This is a genomic window from Paenibacillus sp. 10L310 (assembly GCF_056395745.1).
Genome location: NZ_JBFTKC010000005.1, coordinates 117,319 through 136,670, shown reverse-complemented (window position 1 = coordinate 136,670; position 19,352 = coordinate 117,319). Strand labels below are relative to the sequence as shown.

Here is a 19,352-nt window from a genome sequence, read left to right as displayed (position 1 = left end):
TTAACTCACACCTCTTGTTGACCAGAAGAGAGTGGGGCTTAGGTACACGCCTTTGCTTTTTATTTTACTTTTTACAGGTGAAGTGCGACTTCACTGCTTACGTTTTCGTTCTCCGTGGTGTGATGCATCAGGAAATAAGTTAAGGTTCCTCCCAAACCAATCACTGCAAAGATGCACAGAATTCCGATCTGATCCCAGGTTATACCGAAATGTCCACTCGAAATGACAGCTTTATAACCGGTTACCGAATAGGTCATGGGCAACCATGGATTGAACACTTTCAACCAATTTGGAATCAGTTCGAGCGGGAAGGTGCCCGCGCTGGTAGTAAGTTGGAAGATTAACATGAGAATTGCCAGGAAGCGTCCGGGATTCTCCAGCCAAGTAACCAAAGCCTGAATGATGTACATAAAGCTCAAGCTGGTCACAAAGCTGAATAAGAGGAATAACGGAATGCTTTGAACCTCCAGACCTAATACGGACAATACGAGCCAGGAAGCGAGAAGGGACTGGACAGCACTCATAATCGTGAAAGCAAGTGTTCTACTCACAAAACGATTCCAGCTACTCGTATCGGTAACCGTACTGCCGCGTGTGGGTACAACTAGCGTTGCAATTAATGCGCCGACAAAAAGCCCCAATGACAGGAAGTATGGCGAGAATCCAGTACCGTAATTGGGCACTTCGTTATGTTTATGCTCATCCACCTGAACGGGCTGTGCATACATCTTCACAAGTTCATCCGTCTTTTTCACACTGCTCGTTTCAGCTGCCGCTTCATTTAACTTGGTGGCAAGTTCGCTAGAGCCGTCGGTTAATTTGGCAGTGCCTTCTTTTAATGTTCCCGCACCATCATCCAGCTTGCGGGAACCGTCGGCAATGGTGATGATTCCGTCTGAAAGCTGGTTCATACCGGTAACCAATTGGCCTGCACCTACATTTAACTGACTCGAACCATCTGCAAGTTTGGCTCCTCCGGCTGCTGCTTCGGTCAACTTGGTGTTAAATTGTTGAAGGCCCGTTGCAAGCTGCTTATGTCCGGTTGATAATTGTGTTGCTCCTTGTAAAAGTTGCTGTTCACCCTGCACTAGCTGACTGCTGCCTTGATGCAGTTGCTGTTGCGCAGCCTGAAGGCTTTTGCTGCCTTCCACTAATTGCTGTCCACCTTGATAGACCTGTTCGCTGCCAGCGGCAACGGCCTGACTTGCTGCCAGTAATTGCTGAACAGCCGGGTTAGCGGCAAGCTCGGGACTTGCTTCGGCTAATTGGGCAAGCCCTTGTGCAACGGCCTTAGCACCTTCACTTACTTTGCTGCTGCCTTCCACTGAGGTTTGCAATCCGGCTACCAGCTTCGCACTTCCTTGTTCGGAAGCTTCCAGTCCAGCATCCAACTTAGCCGCGCCTTCTTGAGCGGACTGAATACCTGCCTGTAACTGTTTGCCGCCCGTTTCAGCCTGCAATGCACCGTTACCCAGTTTCGTGCCTGCTGCCGCCAATTGGGACAATCCATCCGACAGGGAGCTGGCTCCTGCATGAAGCGTACCGATTCCTTGTGCCAAGGTAGCTGTACCCTCTTTTAATGGTGCCATACCTGTTTCCAATTTGTCGGTTCCATCCGCCAGTTTGGACAGGTTCTTTTTCAAAGTAGAGGCACCATTATCCAGCTTGGCTGCGCCCTCGTTGATCTTGCCAGCACCATCTCCGGCATCCGATAACCCGCTAGAGATCTTCTCCACCTGATCCAGTAACGTTTCGGTATACGATTCAGTTACTTTGGCGGAGACTTTGGATTTGATCTGTTTGACCGCAGTTCCACCAATCTGACCCGCGAGGAAGTTGTATCCTTCATTGGGCTCATAGATCAACTCCGCTGGTTGTGGGTGATCCTCCATCAGAGTGGTAGCTTTTGCTGAAAAATCCTCGGGGATCACGATGGTCATATAATACTTGTCGTCTTCCATACCTTGCTCCGCTTGTTCCCGTGTCACGAATTTCCAGTCGAAATCATTACTTTTTTTCAATTCATCGACCAGATTCTGACCGACTTCCAGCGATTTGTCATTGTAGGTTGCGCCCTGATCCGTGTTGACCACGGCCACAGGCAATTCATTCATTTTGCCATACGGGTCCCAGAATGCATTGAGGAACAAACCGCTATACAGCACGGGAATGAACAGTACAACGAGAATTGGAATAAATACTTTTGGTTTCTTGAAGGCGGACTTCAGATCCTGCCCAAATACGTGGAATGATTTCATCATGTTCTCTCCCCATTATCACGCTACTCCGTTATATATCTATCTCTAATATGTTTTGAATCTAGTACATGCCTTTTCTAGGTGGGGGATAAGCCATTCTTGAGAAAGAGGCCCACAAAATCCTTGATCTGATCTTTGTGCAACGTAGGATGCGCTTTGTTCCAATCTGAGGTTAAGGTGACATACAGCTTCAACAGGACAAAAGAAACCAGCTTGGGATCATCCCTCCGAATCTGCTCTAACTCCATGGCACGGCTGACCTGACGCTCCAGATATTCAAGAATGGCTGTCTCCACTTTTTGCAAACCTTCCTTGGCTTGCGGTGTACCGAACTCGTTAACCTCCTGAAAGAGCTTGATTAACAGCTCATGTTCCTCCCGATACTCCAGCAAAGAATCCATACTCATATGCACGTTATCCAGAAAGGAGTTCTCTTCCTTCACCGTTTGCTCCGTAATCTGTCTCATATCCGCAATGATCGAGCGCAGAATCTCGCTGAACAGATCTTCTTTATTTTCGAAAAAAGTATAGATCGTTCCCTTGCCCACATTGGCAAGTCTCGCAACCTGCTCCATCGTTGTGGCTTTGTAGCCAAACAGTGCAAAGGATTTCTCGGCAGAATCCATCACCTGTTGCCTTCGATCTATCGTTTTGATCACATATACACCTCCTTGTAAGTTTAAAGGATAATGGGTAAGGTAAACCTTATTTTTGACCGATTTACTATTGTGGTCAGTTGGTCGTTAACAACTGTAGCACTTGAGCAGGGAAGGTGGATGTGATCTTTGTCATAAACGGATAGGACAGGTGCGAATGTGATGCTCACATGAAAACCCTGGGGGATTCGCACCTCAGAATTTGTCGAAATGGGCAAAATTGTTACCTTAAGGCAACATGTAGTCATAATTTGATTGAATAATGATATGGAAAGTCATAGAATAATAGTGAAAAAACGTGTTTTTAATGGTTCGGGTTGTTGAGATACGTGTTTTTTCGCTGTCGCACTCCGTATGGAGTGCGTGGATTGAAATAACAAGAAGAAGCCGGGACATCAACCGAAAGAGGCAGTCGCACTCCGTATGGAGTGCGTGGATTGAAATCAGCAGATAAGCGATATATTCAGTAGCCTTGGCGAGTTGCACTCCGTATGGAGTGCGTGGATTGAAATCTCTGTTATCCCCGGTGGGGTGAGCTATTTGCTAATGTCGCACTCTAAATGAGTGCGTGAATTGAAATACGACAAGCCTTGGAAGCGAGCTGCACAGCGTTGGGTCGCACTCTATACGAGTGCGTGGATTGAAATAAACCAAGCGCTTTTATGGGTTATGTGTTCAGTCGCACTCTGTGTAAGTACGTGGAATGAAATCTTTGTAGTAGCGTTGTTACAGGTACGGGTGTCTGATCGCACTCCGTATGGAATGCAAATCGAATCCCTAAAAAAGTCTTACCTTTCTCATCTCATGCTAAGCATGGATAAGTGGGTAGGACTTTTCTATTTCAGAGAAATAAAAAATATTAAGTATAGAAAAAATACTGAAAACTGAAATGTGCTATTAAATGCAGCATATTTTAAGATCTTTTGTTAAACAATAGATTTGACCTGTGGTAGAAAAATCAATATAATGTTATTAATTGTAAAATAAGGAGGAAGGGTATGTCGAGGTATTATGATGGATACGGATTAGACTCGACTGTGACACTTCTCAGAATAGCTTATGGTCTTGACAACTGGAGAGAGGTCGTTAAGTTAGGTGAAACACTTTATGAAGAATCACTTCGTATATATAATTTACAAATGTTGACTAAGGAACAGGACATCGTTGAAATACATACGCAACGGGCAATAGTATATTACATTGGATACAGTCGTTTGATGCAAGGAATAGCGTATCAAAAACTACTAGAGTTTGATAAAGCTAGGGAATGCGTATTACAATATAGTGATTTTCAGTGGATTAAATTGACTAATCAAGAGACACTTAATGAAATTGAATTTTATAGCGATATAGCCAAGATCAATTTAATGGTTTTGGATTTACTTGAGGGTAATGCTACAAAGCTTGATGAATACGTAGCTTACATTCAAAAGTCAAAAGGTGAGATCATGTCTGGAATATTAACTCTCCTTGAAGCCAATCGTTTAAATAATTTACCTATTCAGGAGTTTGAGTATCTATTTGAAAAACATCGTTTGATTAGTGATACTACCATAATGACTGATATTGATGTTTCTTATTATCTAAAATTTAGTTTTGAGTTGGCGATGTACTATAGCCGAAATGGTAATGACTCCGATGCAATCGACATCTTACTGAATTGTTTGGCAATATCTCCTAAAATTAATCAGAATAAGATAAAATATGTAGCCTTTTTTGAAAAAATCAGAGAGCAGGCTACACATGCACAGATTAACACTTACAAATCTATCTTAGAGGGGATGTTATGATGAAGAAAAGAAATGCTCTAAATATGGTGTATTCAATTGTTTTGGCAACGTTAGCAGTACTCCCAATTGAGAGTATAATGCAGTTATTTAATCATGGCGTTGGTCATTAATTTTAAATAATCTACTGAATACAGAAAATCTGTCCAAAGTATAAACTATACCCTAAAGAGTAGACACTTTAAAAAAGTTCTCTATGGGGTATTTTTGTTGTATGCCACGATTTAGGATTAACTCAGGAGTAAAAACATTTATGCGTTACTTTCTGCTATCGCACTTTATACGAGTGCGTGGATTGAAATTTCCTTCCTAGGTAGGTTGATTGGTGCCCACTGTGGTCGCAATCTATACAAATGCACTAAAGTGGCAATCACAAGTCAAAAGACTTACCATCATCTACACTAATCTGTAGCATGAGGTGAGTTTTTTTATATTTGATTTGAATACAGTTTTGACTTAGCTGCAAAAGTATTACTGCCTTCATAAAAAATTACATAATATTCTAAAAATACAGGGTTTACAGAAGGGAAATGTATTTTGGTGTCGAAATTTACAATGTGAGTCTTTTTGCCTATGGATCTGGGATTAATGTCATGAAATTCAGTGGAGGTGAAGTGGTGTGACCTATATTGCGCATATCTGTCAAAAGGATGGAAGAATACAAACCGTTCAGGATCACTTAGTAGAGGTTAAGCAAGCAGCGGAGCAGGCTGGAGAGAAGATCGGCGTTAAATATTTGGCAGGCATTGCTGGTCTTCTGCATGATATGGGCAAAAATACAGATCTTTTTCGAAACTACATTCAGGAAGCTGTCGCAAACCCGGATGCCCCTCCTCGCAAAGGTTCAGTTGATCATTCGACTGCTGGTGGCAAGCTGCTGCACAGCCTTTACCATGGAAGCGGCACAACGCTGGAGTCAAAGTACACAGCGGAGTGGATTGCCAATTGTATTATCTCCCATCATCAGGGTCTAAGAGACTACATATCACCTGATAAAACTTCACCTTATATGGAGCGAGTCATTTCCAAGGAACTAGATCAATATGAGCAAGCGAAAGAAGAATTTTTCAAACACAATGCCCCAGACCTACTCAACCATATGTTTAAACAAGCGATTGAGGAGCTTCAACGATACATAAAGATCATCAAAGAGCATAAACTTCCGCCGATTGCAGGAGCACTGCTTATCAAGTATATGTTTAGCTGCCTGATCGACGCGGATCGAACGAATACAAGGCGATTTGAAGAAAATGAAACTTTAGCAGAAGAAATCAATTACAAGACTTTTTTTCAACAAAGCTATGAATTACTATCTCAACATTTAAGCAAGCTTGAGCACAGCAGTATAGTAGACACACCCATTAATCGATTGCGACGTGAAATGTCCCGGCAATGCGAACAATTTGCATATCGTCCATCAGGAGTGTACACCCTTTCCATACCAACAGGCGGGGGGAAAACGCTTGCCAGTATGCGCTATGCGCTAAGACATGCCATTGAACATAACAAACAGCGAATTATATATATCGTTCCGTACACCACCATCATTGAACAAAATGCGGCTGAGATCCGCCATATTTTGAAGAACGATGACATGATTTTGGAACATCATTCCAACGTGGTGGATGACAAGGATGACGAACGCCATGAGGGCGACGAAGGGGAAACCCTGGATTTGCGCAAAAAGAATCTCAAGCTTGCCCGTGATCATTGGGATCGGCCGATTATTTTTACGACAATGGTTCAGTTTTTGAACACCTTTTATGCCAAAGGAACCCGAAACGTCCGCAGATTACATCAGCTTTCCAAGGCAGTCATTGTATTTGATGAAGTGCAGTCGGTTCCGGTTCATTGTATCTCCCTCTTTAATGCTGCACTGAATTTCCTGCATGTGATTGGGAGATCCAGCCTGTTGCTCTGTACGGCTACTCAGCCTGCATTGGATTTTGTGAAGCACAAGCTACATTTCTCCAAGCAACCGGAGATTATTCAGAATTTAGATGAGGTCGGCCGAAGCTTCAAACGAGTTGATTTACAGGATCTTACGCGGGAATCACTTTCGGGCTGGGGTGCAGAGGAAGTCTCTTCTTTTGTCCAGGAACAGATGAGGGAAGTGGACAGTGTGCTGGTCATTTTGAACACAAAAACAGCGGTCCGTAAACTGTTTGAACAGTTAAATGAGGTGGAATGGCTGAGAGAGAGTGGCGTACAGGTGGTTCATCTGAGCACCAATATGTGTGCAGCACATCGCAAAGAGGTTTTATCCGGGGAGTATGGCGTAATTCCGAGATTGGCAAAGGGTGAACGTATCATCTGTGTGAGTACACAGCTTATTGAGGCGGGCGTGAATATCAGCTTTGATTGCGTGGTTCGTTCCTTGGCTGGATTGGACTCGATTGCTCAGGCGGCTGGACGATGTAACCGGCATGGGAAAGATAAGGTTCGTAATGTGTACATCATTCGCTCATCGGATGAGGTATTAACGAATCTGCCTGAGATTCAAATTGGTGCCGAGAAAACGGAACGTGTGCTTCAGGAATTCGAGGATGACCCGGGTTCGCTCGGCGATGACTTGTTATCTTCAAAGGCAATGTCCCGTTATTTCGAATATTATTTTAACGATATTGGAGACAAAATGCATTACCCCATTCCTAAGCTTGAACAGAACTTGTTTGATCTGATGGACCGTAATCGTTATTACGTGGATGCCTATAAGAAGAAGCATGATTGTAGGCCAGAGGTTGTGAATCATTATGCGATCGCTACGGCAGAGAAGTATTTCGAAGCCATATCCACGAACGCCACGCCCGTAATTGTTCCTTATGGTGAAGAAGGAAAAGAATTGATTCTGGACTTGAATGGAGCAATTGAACCTGGTGAAATGAGTCAGTTATTACGCAAGGCTCAGCAGTATACGGTGAATATCTACGACCATGAACTCCGTGCATTGGAGAAAAATGGAGATGTGAGACCTCTTTTACATGGGCATGTTCCTGCATTGAGAGAACCAGCATATTCCGATGATTTCGGCGTGGAATCTAAGGGTGAAGGTGCTTGGGAACCTATGATGATCTGATCATTTGATTCATTACATCTGGGAGATTCATGATAGATGTTTCTCCCTCCTATACCCCATAGAAAGGAGCTGAAATGTTGAGAAATCAAATCGAATTTGAGGTTTCGGGAAAATATGCGCTATTCACCGATCCACTGACCAAGTTGGGCGGAGAAAAATTCTCTTATCAGATTCCTACATACCAAGCCCTCAAAGGGATTGTTGAATCTATTTACTGGAAGCCAACGCTGACCTGGATTGTAGATGAAGTCCGTATTATGAATCCAATTCAGACCGAATCAAAGGGTATGCGTCCGATTGAATATAGCGGGGGCAACACACTGGCCTATTACACCTATCTAAGAGATGTGCGTTATCAGGTGAAGGCTCATTTTATATTTAATCCGCATCGTGAAGATTTGGTACATGACCAGAACGAACATAAACATCACAATATCGCCAAACGAGCAGTTCAGGTTGGGGGACGAAGAGATATCTTTCTGGGGACCCGTGAATGTCAGGGGTACGTTGAACCGTGCCAGTTTGGTGAAGATGACAGTTTCTATGATCGTATAGGTGAGCTTGATTTTGGCACGATGCTGCATGGAATCAGTTACCCGGATGAAACAGGAAGCAATGAGCGAGAGGTTCGTCTGTGGAAAGCGAAAATGCAGCATGGTGTCATTCAATTTATCCGTCCGGATGAATGCACATTGGTGCGCAAAGTGGGAGAAGGTACAGCTAAAATATTCGATGCAGGGAATATGCAATCTGTAGATGATCTTCATTCAGAATGGTTTGGAAATGAGGTGAGTGAATGAGTTGGCTTGCCAATTTAAGCAGAACGTATGATGATCACGCTAAGGTTGTCGGACAATTTGAAATGAAGAAAAATGGCAAGGAATACGCTCTGATTCCAATCTCGCACACAACACAGACCGCCCATATTGAAGTTCATCTGAATGGAAAAGGAGATATCGTAAATGCCAAAGTGGTAGAAAAGAATGATGGCAGTACGATTATTCCTTGCACCGAAGCTTCCGCAAGCCGAACGAGTGCGCCCGTACCGTATCCGCTTTTTGACAAGTTATCCTATGTTGCAGGAGATTACACTCAGTTCTGCGGAGAGGTCAAGGGAACACCATATCAGGATTATTTAAACCAACTGAAGGCTTGGTGCGAATCTCCCTTTAGTCACCCTAGAGTACAGAGTGTACTTCACTATGTCAGCAAAGGTACACTCATCGCTGATTTAGTGAACAGAGGCATACTTCATGTGGATAGCCAAGGTAAGCTGCTGGAGAAGTGGATCGCAGGGCCTGGCGACCAGGAAGGGAAAAAGCCTGACATCTTCAATGTCATCGCAGCAGATCAGAGTGGGGCATTTGTTCGATTTGCTGTAGATATTCCAGGAGAACCCGAATCCAGATTATGGCGTGATGCTTCGGTACAGCAGTCTTTTATCCATTTTTACGAGATGAGTTTGCAGGACAAGGATATCTGTTTCGTGACAGGTGATTACCTACCAGTTGCTGATAAACATGCTTCTCGCATACGTCACTCAGGAGACAAGTCCAAGTTGATCTCAGCTAACGACTCTAGTGGATTTACGTATCGGGGGCGTTTTCGTACCAGTCGTGACGCAGCTGTAGTAAGCTACGAAGCTTCACAGAAAGGGCATAACGCTCTGAAGTGGCTCATTGATCGACAAGGAACCACCATTGATGGCAAAGTGTTTCTGGTGTGGGGAAGCACAAGTCTGGATATGCCAGAACCTCAAGAAGATGCATTTAGCTTGTGGGATGAGGATGATGAGGAAGCATTTGCTGGCGGGGACACAACGCATAAGGAGTTTGCTTTGCAAATCAGGAAGGCGATTGGCGGTTACCGATACGATGGGGAGTATAACTCTAAACATGAAGTGACTTTGATGACACTGGATGCGGCCACACCAGGGCGAATGTCGATTATGTATTATCGGAGTTTAGATCAGAACGAGTATTTGGATCGAATATTAGCTTGGCATGAGAGCTGTTATTGGTTACATCGTTATCGGAAAAATAAAAATGACAAACCCGTCTCGTTTGTTGGGGCGCCTGCGACCAAAGACATTGCATTTGCAGCCTATGGTCCACGAGCCAGTGACAAGGTAGTTAAGGGATTAATGGAGCGAATGCTCCCATGTATCATAGATGAGCGACCCATTCCGCTGGATATCGTTCGCAGTTCTATCCAACGTGCATCCAACCCGGTAGGCATGGAAAATTGGGAGTGGGAGAAAACACTGAGCATTACTTGCGCACTTGTTAATAAGAAGGAGGGGTATGGAGTGAGTCTGAATACAGAAACAACGGATCGTAGCTACGTATTTGGCAGAATGCTTGCCATTGCAGATGTATTAGAGAGAAGTGCTCTGGGTAAAGAGGAAAAACGAGCGACAAATGCCATTCGATATATGAACGCCTTTGCACAACGACCAGGCAGAACTTGGAGCATTATTCAATCTAATCTCCAACCTTATCAAGCGCGGATGGGGACGGGTGCCAGATATTATAATTCGTTGCTGGATGAAGTTGGAGATAAACTACAGTTGGAAGATTTTACAGACAAGCCACTTACGGGATTATACTTACTAGGCTTCTACAGTCAGCGTAACGATTTATATACAAGTAGGAAAGATAAAGAAGCCGCAGCTACACTTGATAAAGACGATGAAAACCAATTGAACGAACAAGGGGATAACTAAATGAGTACACTTGATCACAAAATCGATTTTGCTGTTGTACTGTCTGTTCGTAATGCCAACCCGAATGGTGATCCATTGAATGGAAACCGTCCTCGTCAGAACTACGATGGCTTAGGAGAAATCTCGGATGTATGTATCAAGCGTAAAATTCGTAACCGCCTTCAGGATATGGGAGAGTCCATTCTGGTGCAATCCGATGAAAAACGGAATGATGCTCACCGTTCCATTAAAGATCGTGTCGATGCCAATGAGAATGTACAAGAGCATGCCAAAGGTAAAAAGGCAAATAAGGATTTGTATGCAGAAGCCGCTTGTCAGTCCTGGATTGACGTACGTAGCTTTGGACAGGTATTTGCTTTTAGCGGCACAGATGTATCTGTGGGGATTCGGGGTCCGGTATCGATTCATACAGCGGTTAGTTTGGATCGGATTGACATCTCAAGCATGCAGATTACGAAGAGTGTTAACTCTGTCACAACAGCTAAAGATCCAGACAAAAAAGGTTCAGACACGATGGGCATGAAACACCGCGTAGATTTTGGAGTTTATGTTTTTTATGGAAGTATCAACACGCAACTGGCAGAGAAGACCGGATTTACATATGAAGACGCGGAGAAAATTCGTGAATCACTGAGAACCTTATTCGAGAATGATACGTCCTCGGCCCGTCCTGATGGTAGCATGGAGGTTCACCAGTTATATTGGTGGGAACATAGCTCCAAAATGGGGCAGTATTCATCTGCGAAAGTACATCGTTCTCTGCAAATTGAATTGAAGCCAGGCGTAGCAGAAGCAAAGTCCTACGATGATTATAATTATACAGTGGTGCCGCTGGAAGGCTTGGCAGTCCAAGAATATGAAGGACTATAACGAAGAGGATTATCTGCTGCTTTCGGGGATTCAGCATTTTAACTTTTGCAGAAGGCAGTGGGCATTAATTCATATCGAACAGCAGTGGGAAGACAACGTGCGCACCATTGAGGGGGATCATTTGCATCGAAAGGCAGATCAGCCAGCGCTTCGTGAAAAACGGGGGGATAAACTGGTGGTTCGTGCACTTCCGGTACAATCGAGAGAACTTGGGATCACAGGCATCTGTGATGTGGTTGAATTCATTCGTGATCCATCTGGAGTTCCACTTGCGGGAGAGGAAGGGTTATACCTTCCTTATCCTGTTGAATACAAACGCAGCAAGCCCAAACGAAATGATTCGGATCACTCCCAATTGGTAGCACAAGTCATATGTCTCGAAGAAATGCTCGTATGTGATATTCCCAAGGCCTATTTTTATTATGATGAGATCAAACATAGGGTTGAAGTCATAATTACTGCGGCAGATCGGGAACGAGTGAAGGCAAGTATTCAAGAGATGAGACATTATTTTGAACGGAACCATACACCCAAAGCCAAAGCAGGACCACACTGCCTAAGTTGTTCTTTGAACAATATATGTGTGCCTGATATCTTGAACAAACGCTCCGTTTCAAGTTACATCGAAAGCAGGTTGAATGAATGAAAAAGCTGCTGAACACCTTATTTGTAACATTACCCGATACATACCTTGGACTGGATGGGGAAAACATTGTGGTGAAGCAGGAGGAAGAAATTCTTGCTCGCTATCCGCTACATAATTTGGAGGCCGTTTGTACCTTTGGCTATGCTGGAGTAAGTCCAGCACTGATGGGGGCTTGTGCGTCACGCAATGTTAGTTTGACATTTATGACACGAACGGGGCGATTCCTCGCACGGGTGATTGGTGAGGATCGAGGAAATGTGGTTCTTCGCAAAGAACAGTATCGTATCTCGGACGATGAGGTGCGTAGTGCGCGGGTTGCTCGTAATATGATTACAGGCAAGTTGTACAACAACAAGTGGATTCTGGAACGAGCCACACGGGATTATGCACTACGTATCGACACGGAACGAATCAAGAAAGTTACGGAGTCGCTAGGCGAAACGATGAAGCTGTTGCGCGAGGTGGAGCAATTGGATATATTGCGCGGATTGGAAGGATCGGCTGCCGTGCAATATAACTCTGTGTTCGATGATCTGATTCTCCAGCAAAAGGAGTCATTTTACTTTTATGGACGCAGTCGGCGACCTCCCTTAGATAAAGTAAATGCGTTATTATCCTTTGCCTATACCTTGCTCGCTAATGACATGAAGTCTGCACTTGAATCTGTCGGACTTGATGCATATGTCGGTTTTTTGCACAGGGATCGTCCTGGCAGAGCTTCTCTTGCATTGGATATGATGGAGGAACTTCGAGGAGTGTACGCAGACCGATTTGTACTTTCTCTCATTAATAAGAAGGTAGTTAACGATAAAGGTTTTTATGTGAAAGAAAATCTCGCAGTGATTATGGATGATGAGACGAGAAAGAAAGTGTTAAAAGCATGGCAAGAACGCAAACAGGAAAAGATTATGCATCCGTATTTGAATGAAAAAATACCTTGGGGGCTTGTACCCTATACTCAAGCATTGCTATTGGCCAGGTATATACGGGGTGATCTGGATGAATATCCTCCGTTTCTGTGGAAGTAGGTGTGATGATTGCTTATTTTGATTACGTATGATGTAAGCACGATAGATAGTGAAGGCCGTAGAAGACTATCTAAAGTGGCGAAAAAGTGTGTGGATCACGGTCAGCGAGTACAAAACTCAGTGTTTGAATGTATACTGGATGCTGCCCAGTTTAGACGATTAAGATTCGAACTGGAAGAATTAATTGATAAGGATACAGATAGTCTCCGATTCTATAACTTAGGTGATAATTACAAAAGTAAAGTTCAACATGTGGGTGCCAAAGATTCCTATGATATGGGTGATCCGTTAATACTTTAGCAGGTGCGAATGCCAAGCTCACATGATTTCCCTGGGGGATTCGCACCTCGGAATTTGTCGAAAAGGTCTTTATTGTGACCTTTTGGCAATGATTTATGATCGGAAATTTGTGATAACCGTTTTAAAGAAGTAGAACTATCGAAAATACGTTAATAGTTATTCTTCAAGCATAGTTATTACGTCACTTTTCGCTGTCGCACTCTGTATGGAGTGCGTGGATTGAAATCATTGTCCTTCTTCGTTGCAAACCGTGTAAAAGGGTCGCACTCTGTATGGAGTGCGTGGATTGAAATAATGAAACGGTAGGAATTGTCATTTAGTGTTAACCGTCGCACTCTGTATGGAGTGCGTGGATTGAAATAACCTATTTTCAAGTCGTTTGACCCTTTGCGTATCGTCGCACTCTGTATGGAGTGCGTGGATTGAAATTTCTAACGAAGCCCAACCAGCCTTAGCGGTCGAACGTCGCACTCTGTATGGAGTGCGTGGATTGAAATAGTCCAAAGTTAGCCACCACATGATTGTTCTTCCGGTCGCACTCTGTATGGAGTGCGTGGATTGAAATATTCCCTCAATAAGCATATTGATTTGTCCATCTTCGTCGCACTCTGTATGGAGTGCGTGGATTGAAATTGAATAACCTGCTCTATATGCAGCCCTTAACTCAGTCGCACTCTGTATGGAGTGCGTGGATTGAAATACTATAATAGTCTTAATTTTATCTTTTGCCCTAGTCGCACTCTGTATGGAGTGCGTGGATTGAAATAATTTAGCGTGTTTTACGTTGTGCTCGATGATATCGTCGCACTCTGTATGGAGTGCGTGGATTGAAATTTTTCGATATTTGCGAGGGCATATCCGGACATAGTCGCACTCTGTATGGAGTGCGTGGATTGAAATCTTTATACTCCTATTGAAAGCACCTAAAAAATAAGGTCGCACTCTGTATGGAGTGCGTGGATTGAAATATCTCCTTTTCTAGCTTTATCAAATCCCGCTTATCGTCGCACTCTGTATGGAGTGCGTGGATTGAAATCCAAATGTTTGCCCACGCTGTCTAACGCACTACGAGTCGCACTCTGTATGGAGTGCGTGGATTGAAATAAATTACCCTGTCCACAATTGAAGGCGAATGATACGTCGCACTCTGTATGGAGTGCGTGGATTGAAATTTGTAACGACTGCCTTGCAACAATTTGGCGTGGTGTCGCACTCTGTATGGAGTGCGTGGATTGAAATGTTTTGCTGTTACCCATAGGCAACAATCCGATAGGGTCGCACTCTGTATGGAGTGCGTGGATTGAAATATTATATTTGTATTGAGATATCCACCAGTCCCTAGTCGCACTCTGTATGGAGTGCGTGGATTGAAATTATCCGCTCCTTTGTGTGGTGGGAAGGGAGGGTAGTCGCACTCTGTATGGAGTGCGTGGATTGAAATCCACAGCTTGCGAAGTATGATCCGAAGCTAGTTGAAGTCGCACTCTGTATGGAGTGCGTGGATTGAAATCGTTTATGTACCTACCGACAAAATCATACGAACCTGTCGCACTCTGTATGGAGTGCGTGGATTGAAATACTCTTCGTATCCTGCTAGTATGTGTAGTCTACCAGTCGCACTCTGTATGGAGTGCGTGGATTGAAATTTCCGCACTCTCAGACATGGTAGAACGGAAATTTTGTCGCACTCTGTATGGAGTGCGTGGATTGAAATGGCTAACACGGCGAATCTGATCGAACAAATCAACGGTCGCACTCTGTATGGAGTGCGTGGATTGAAATTTAATTAGTTTCTTACCCTCCACATAATCACATAGACGTCGCACTCTGTATGGAGTGCGTGGATTGAAATATATGCGGTCATACCTTCAATCCTCCGTTTCCGAAGTCGCACTCTGTATGGAGTGCGTGGATTGAAATTTACGCATGTCATCGTAAGGCATCGACGTCGTGCCGTCGCACTCTGTATGGAGTGCGTGGATTGAAATCCGTAATTACCAATCCGCCAGAAGAACGGATGAGGTCGCACTCTGTATGGAGTGCGTGGATTGAAATTACATGTACTACCAGCAGTCAGGCGCAGGCATAAACGTCGCACTCTGTATGGAGTGCGTGGATTGAAATCTTATAAAGATGTGGACTTCTCAAACAATCGACTGTCGCACTCTGTATGGAGTGCGTGGATTGAAATTGTTTCGGCTCCAGCTCGTGAATGTAGAACACACGTCGCACTCTGTATGGAGTGCGTGGATTGAAATAGGACGCTGTAGAGAACGGTCATCCAGCTACATGTAGTCGCACTCTGTATGGAGTGCGTGGATTGAAATCGGCCTCTAACCAAGGAGGGATACAGATGGCAGGCGTCGCACTCCGTATGGAGTGTGTAGATTAAAATAATAGCATTCAACTGAGCTGAACTGCCTTATGTATCGCACTATGTGGATTGAAATTGGATAAACCCAATTGTGAAATTATCAGTAAATTAAGGTTGCACTCCGTATGAAGAATGTGTATCGGAATTTGAAGGTATCGCTGAGTCTGATGCAATTGTCGGTGTCGTACTCCGTATGGAGTGTGCGGATTGAAATTATGTAGGGAAAGTAAAGGACCCCAACACCCTTTAGTGGCACTCTATATGGAGTGCGTGGATTGAAATTTCAAGCTCCTTGCGGACCCGATCGCGTTCAACGAGTCGCACTTCCTATAGTGTGTATGAATTGAAATTTTGGTAGGAGGAAGAGCATGGTTTCGGTATCTAACTGAGCTCCTAATACGAGTAATGAATTCACAGATGGCTGAGCTGTTTGTGTTTTTTGTATGGCAACGGTTAGAACTACGATTACTACATAAGCTTTGCTACCTGTTTTTTGGAGTAATCCAGAAATGCCGCTTGCATGAATGAAGTACACGAAGGAGCATATTGACCCAAATAACTGTTCCCTGTTCTTAGGTGTTTATTGAGTTGAATAGCTGATCGTAAAAAGCTCGTAACTATGTCTTAGTTAAATTCGTCTACTAGGTTGAGGTGATTGATCATGAAACCATTTAAATATTGGAGCCAGCGTTTGAATATACTTTTAATTCTAGTCATTATTGTTGGCTGTGGAACATCAAATAAGGGTGAAATAACATCCAAACCCCAGGAAACGATTACGAAAGAAGTTTCAAAGGAATCAACGAAGCGATGCCTGGGAACCCTTGAATGGATTGATTTTCTGATGATTCATAATGTTACATATTTTCAAAACAACGAAGGGGCCAAAGTGGTACCTGCAGAGCAAATTGGGGATAGGGTAGGGGAAGTAAGCTACATGCTGAACGAGCATGCGTGTGCGGATCACGTGACCGAGAATGGTGATGCGGCATATCTTCCAATTGGAACTGTTATATATGAACTGAAAGGTTATAAGTCGCATTATCGCGTAGTAGCGAATAATAAGGTTTACGAAGCAAAAGAAAATCCCAATGCTAAGACAATGGGAGACCTGATGGACATTAAAGACAAAGTGGAAAAAGTCAGCCTTGAAAGCGGGAACGATGGCAGCCCAATCGGTGACTTTCCCCAGGAAGCCGCATCCGAATTCATGAACGAGCTTTTGCCGTTGCGATATGTTGGCTTTGATGAGGTGTATAAGAAATCCAAGCATGAGACAGGGATTTTTTTACGTGTGCACCTTCAAGATGGAACATCTTTTCGAATGGTTTATTATCCGAAGGCGAATGCTTTCTCAGCAGGTGCATTTGGCACAGCAAAGTTACAATCATTAATCGTTTCTCAGAGAAAAGAAATTAAAGCAGCTGCAGGATTATAGTGGATTGGAGGTTCAACAATCAGTTGATGACACCACTGTCTGTTAAATGATACCGGGAAGGTATAGAGCCTACCCTGGTAACAACAAAAAACCAAGGCTTTGAGTGTAGTCACTCATGAGCCTTGGTTTTTTTACTGTGTCGTATTCTTGTTCTCTATATCCTATTAATTCTATTCTGCACGTACTTTAAAGAATGAGATCAGTTCTTGTAGTTGCTCGGATACAACCGAGAGTTCATCGGAGGCACTCACAATGGCTGCCATGGAGGCTTCCTGCTCATCAATTGACTGCTCAATTTGTTTACTGCTGCTTGCTGCCTTGCTGACATTGGCAGACAGTTCATCGGCGGTGGCAGACATTTCCTGTGTGCTTGCCGAGATTTCTTCAGTAGAACTGGAGATATCCTGAATCTGGTTTGCAACTTTATTTGTAGCAGTCAGAATATTCTCGAAGAATACACCAGTCTCTTGGGTAACTTCCAAGCCTTTGGTAACTTCCTTGGAACCCAACTGCATCGCTTCGGAAGACTGCATGATATCCCGTTGAATTTCTTCAATTAACTGTCGAATTTGCTTCGCTGATTCCTGCGATTGCTCTGCCAGATTACGTACCTCACCTGCAACCACCGCAAAACCTCTTCCTTCTTCACCTGCGCGGGCTGCCTCGATTGAAGCGTTAAGTGCAAGCAAGTTGGTTTGTCCAGCAATCTCCGTAATCACGTTAACAATGTTGCTAATCTGGTTCGAGTTGTTTTCCAAAGACTGAATCGAATTTGACGTATTTTGCACCGCACCGGAGATCAGGCGCATCTGCTCAATGACTTGTTGCATCACCACATTACCTGTGCTGGAGCGCTGCTCCATGCTGAGTGCTTCATCTGCCACATCGGCTGAGCTACTGGCGATCGTCTGCACTACCGTTGACATCTCTGTCATGGCACGTGCGTTCTCCACAGTGGCTTTGTCTTGTGACACCAGTCCAGTAGATATTTCTCGAATATTGGTGCTGATGGATTGAATGTTAACATTATTTTTCTCGGAAATGCCCAGTAGTTGTTTGGAAGATTCCGAGAGGTGATGTGAAGCATTCTGTACTTTATAGATGGTTGTATTGAAGCGATGGATCATCGCATTAAACTTCTCGTTGATGATACCCAGATCATCTCGTCCGGTATCGATGGTTACGTCCAGATTACCCGTGCTGACTTCTTCGATACCTTTCATCAGATTGCGGATCGGAAGCAACGTTCTTTTCAGCAAAATGAATTGCAACACCATGAACAGGATCAGGAAACCGATCAGGAACATCAAACCGTACGTAAGCAGTTTGTTCAGGCCTTTTGGAACGGCACTTGCATCTACATCGAAGTAAAGAGCAGCATACATGGAGCCATCTGCGTTATTAATCGGATAGATCAGAGTGGTCCAAGTCCCGTACTCATCCGTGTAGAAATCACTGAAGGCAGGTTTTCCGTCCTTTTTCATCTGTTCCAGCACTACGACGTTATTCTGAGGCAGCGGGTACATGGCACCTGCGGGCAGATTACCTTCCTCAAATGGTTCCAACAGATTCGTTGGAATCGCGATGATGGACGTTCCGTTTCCTTGCTCAAGTTCTGAACCAAAAATGTACGCTTGCGCGATGTTTGGATAGAATTCATGGATGGAATCGAGATAAGTTTTCATTTCCAGCTGTATAGGACCGGAGTAGCTTTTTTCCTTAGCCGCTTCTGCCACTTTGGCAGTGTCGAGATCATCGTACCATTTCTGGGTGATGACGGTAGCCTGGTCGTGCAATTGTTCAACCAAGATGTTCTTTTGCAATTGATACGCGGCAGTAATCAGAATTACACCGATCAACATGATGCTGCCGAATGAAATCACCAAATTTTTGATGAAGAAAGGCATGGTACTCCAGCGAAGCTTATTAAACAAGATGGTTCACTCCTTCTACGATTGTGACGAAGGACTTATCCTGGGTGTTGTACACGCTATGTAATTGTTGACTTAAAAACTGTGAAATCGTCCCTAAATATCCTGTCTGATCAAATTCTTTTTTGTTTCTAAAAGCTTTTCGTAATGGGTTTTACTATTCACGTATATGAACTCCAGGTAAGTTCTACTCTTCAGATATATCGTTATATAGGCATATTAATATTAGATATTTGCAACAAAATAGGACTTATGAACCGGTT

At 43.8% G+C, this 19,352-nt stretch carries 12 protein-coding genes and 1 CRISPR repeat array; of the genes, 9 read left to right on the top strand and 3 right to left on the bottom strand.

Going from position 1 to position 19,352, the window contains the following annotated elements; genetic code table 11:
- Nucleotides 1–71: 71 nt before the first annotated feature.
- Nucleotides 72–2,258 carry a YhgE/Pip family protein gene (locus AC1DE7_RS14340; protein ID WP_477534652.1) on the bottom strand — a complete coding sequence of 729 codons (2,187 nt, stop codon included), beginning with the start codon at nucleotides 2,256–2,258 and terminating at the stop codon, nucleotides 72–74.
- A gap of 77 nt (nucleotides 2,259–2,335) precedes the next feature.
- Nucleotides 2,336–2,914 (bottom strand): TetR/AcrR family transcriptional regulator, encoded by a 579-nt coding sequence (locus AC1DE7_RS14335; protein WP_477534743.1) that lies wholly within the window; start codon nucleotides 2,912–2,914, stop codon nucleotides 2,336–2,338.
- Nucleotides 2,915–3,912: 998 nt separating this feature from the next.
- Here AC1DE7_RS14335 and AC1DE7_RS14330 point away from each other — a divergent pair.
- The 9 genes from AC1DE7_RS14330 to AC1DE7_RS14290 all read left to right on the top strand — a co-directional run bounded on the left by AC1DE7_RS14330 (nucleotide 3,913) and on the right by AC1DE7_RS14290 (nucleotide 17,158).
- Complete coding sequence (locus tag AC1DE7_RS14330) at nucleotides 3,913–4,704, top strand: hypothetical protein (RefSeq protein WP_017690356.1); 792 nt, start codon at nucleotides 3,913–3,915, stop codon at nucleotides 4,702–4,704.
- A gap of 616 nt (nucleotides 4,705–5,320) precedes the next feature.
- A complete protein-coding gene (gene cas3, locus AC1DE7_RS14325) occupies nucleotides 5,321–7,777 on the top strand; it encodes a CRISPR-associated helicase Cas3' (protein WP_477534651.1) in 2,457 nt (818 codons plus the stop codon).
- A 77-nt stretch (nucleotides 7,778–7,854) separates the two neighbouring features.
- Nucleotides 7,855–8,577, top strand: coding sequence for a type I-C CRISPR-associated protein Cas5c (gene cas5c / locus AC1DE7_RS14320; protein WP_074096759.1), 723 nt, complete (start codon nucleotides 7,855–7,857; stop codon nucleotides 8,575–8,577).
- Nucleotides 8,574–10,502, top strand: a complete 1,929-nt coding sequence (cas8c, locus tag AC1DE7_RS14315; RefSeq protein ID WP_338707890.1) for a type I-C CRISPR-associated protein Cas8c/Csd1 — start codon at nucleotides 8,574–8,576, stop codon at nucleotides 10,500–10,502. The genes cas5c and cas8c overlap by 4 nt, the downstream gene beginning before the upstream one ends.
- Nucleotides 10,503–11,372 (top strand): type I-C CRISPR-associated protein Cas7/Csd2, encoded by an 870-nt coding sequence (gene cas7c, locus AC1DE7_RS14310; protein ID WP_074093751.1) that lies wholly within the window; start codon nucleotides 10,503–10,505, stop codon nucleotides 11,370–11,372. It abuts the gene before it with no gap.
- Nucleotides 11,359–12,018, top strand: a complete 660-nt coding sequence (gene cas4 / locus AC1DE7_RS14305) for a CRISPR-associated protein Cas4 (protein ID WP_477534650.1) — start codon at nucleotides 11,359–11,361, stop codon at nucleotides 12,016–12,018. The genes cas7c and cas4 overlap by 14 nt, the downstream gene beginning before the upstream one ends.
- Nucleotides 12,015–13,046: a type I-C CRISPR-associated endonuclease Cas1c gene (gene cas1c, locus AC1DE7_RS14300; protein ID WP_074093753.1), complete on the top strand. Its 1,032-nt coding sequence runs from the start codon at nucleotides 12,015–12,017 to the stop codon at nucleotides 13,044–13,046. The genes cas4 and cas1c overlap by 4 nt, the downstream gene beginning before the upstream one ends.
- Before the next feature lie 9 nt (nucleotides 13,047–13,055).
- On the top strand, nucleotides 13,056–13,346 hold the full coding sequence (gene cas2, locus AC1DE7_RS14295; protein ID WP_026081267.1) for a CRISPR-associated endonuclease Cas2: 291 nt from the start codon (nucleotides 13,056–13,058) through the stop codon (nucleotides 13,344–13,346).
- Nucleotides 13,347–13,539: 193 nt separating this feature from the next.
- Nucleotides 13,540–15,741: direct repeats of the CRISPR family, unit length 33 nt; unit sequence GTCGCACTCTGTATGGAGTGCGTGGATTGAAAT.
- Nucleotides 15,742–16,381: 640 nt separating this feature from the next.
- Nucleotides 16,382–17,158, top strand: a complete 777-nt coding sequence (locus AC1DE7_RS14290; protein WP_477534649.1) for a hypothetical protein — start codon at nucleotides 16,382–16,384, stop codon at nucleotides 17,156–17,158.
- Between the two features lie 170 nt (nucleotides 17,159–17,328).
- On the opposite strand, the gene AC1DE7_RS14285 is transcribed toward AC1DE7_RS14290, so the two are convergent.
- Nucleotides 17,329–19,065, bottom strand: a complete 1,737-nt coding sequence (locus AC1DE7_RS14285; protein ID WP_127547408.1) for a methyl-accepting chemotaxis protein — start codon at nucleotides 19,063–19,065, stop codon at nucleotides 17,329–17,331.
- Nucleotides 19,066–19,352: the final 287 nt, after the last annotated feature.

Bases quoted from the DNA above. Each gene is read 5' to 3' on its own strand.
- cas4 (WP_477534650.1), top strand. From the start codon at position 11,359: ATGAAGGACTATAACGAAGAGGATTATCTGCTGCTTTCGGGGATTCAG.
- cas7c (WP_074093751.1), top strand. From the start codon at position 10,503: ATGAGTACACTTGATCACAAAATCGATTTTGCTGTTGTACTGTCTGTT.
- cas8c (WP_338707890.1), top strand. From the start codon at position 8,574: ATGAGTTGGCTTGCCAATTTAAGCAGAACGTATGATGATCACGCTAAG.
- AC1DE7_RS14285 (WP_127547408.1), bottom strand. From the start codon at position 19,065: ATGCCTTTCTTCATCAAAAATTTGGTGATTTCATTCGGCAGCATCATG.
- cas1c (WP_074093753.1), top strand. From the start codon at position 12,015: ATGAAAAAGCTGCTGAACACCTTATTTGTAACATTACCCGATACATAC.
- AC1DE7_RS14330 (WP_017690356.1), top strand. From the start codon at position 3,913: ATGTCGAGGTATTATGATGGATACGGATTAGACTCGACTGTGACACTT.
- AC1DE7_RS14340 (WP_477534652.1), bottom strand. From the start codon at position 2,258: ATGAAATCATTCCACGTATTTGGGCAGGATCTGAAGTCCGCCTTCAAG.
- AC1DE7_RS14290 (WP_477534649.1), top strand. From the start codon at position 16,382: ATGAAACCATTTAAATATTGGAGCCAGCGTTTGAATATACTTTTAATT.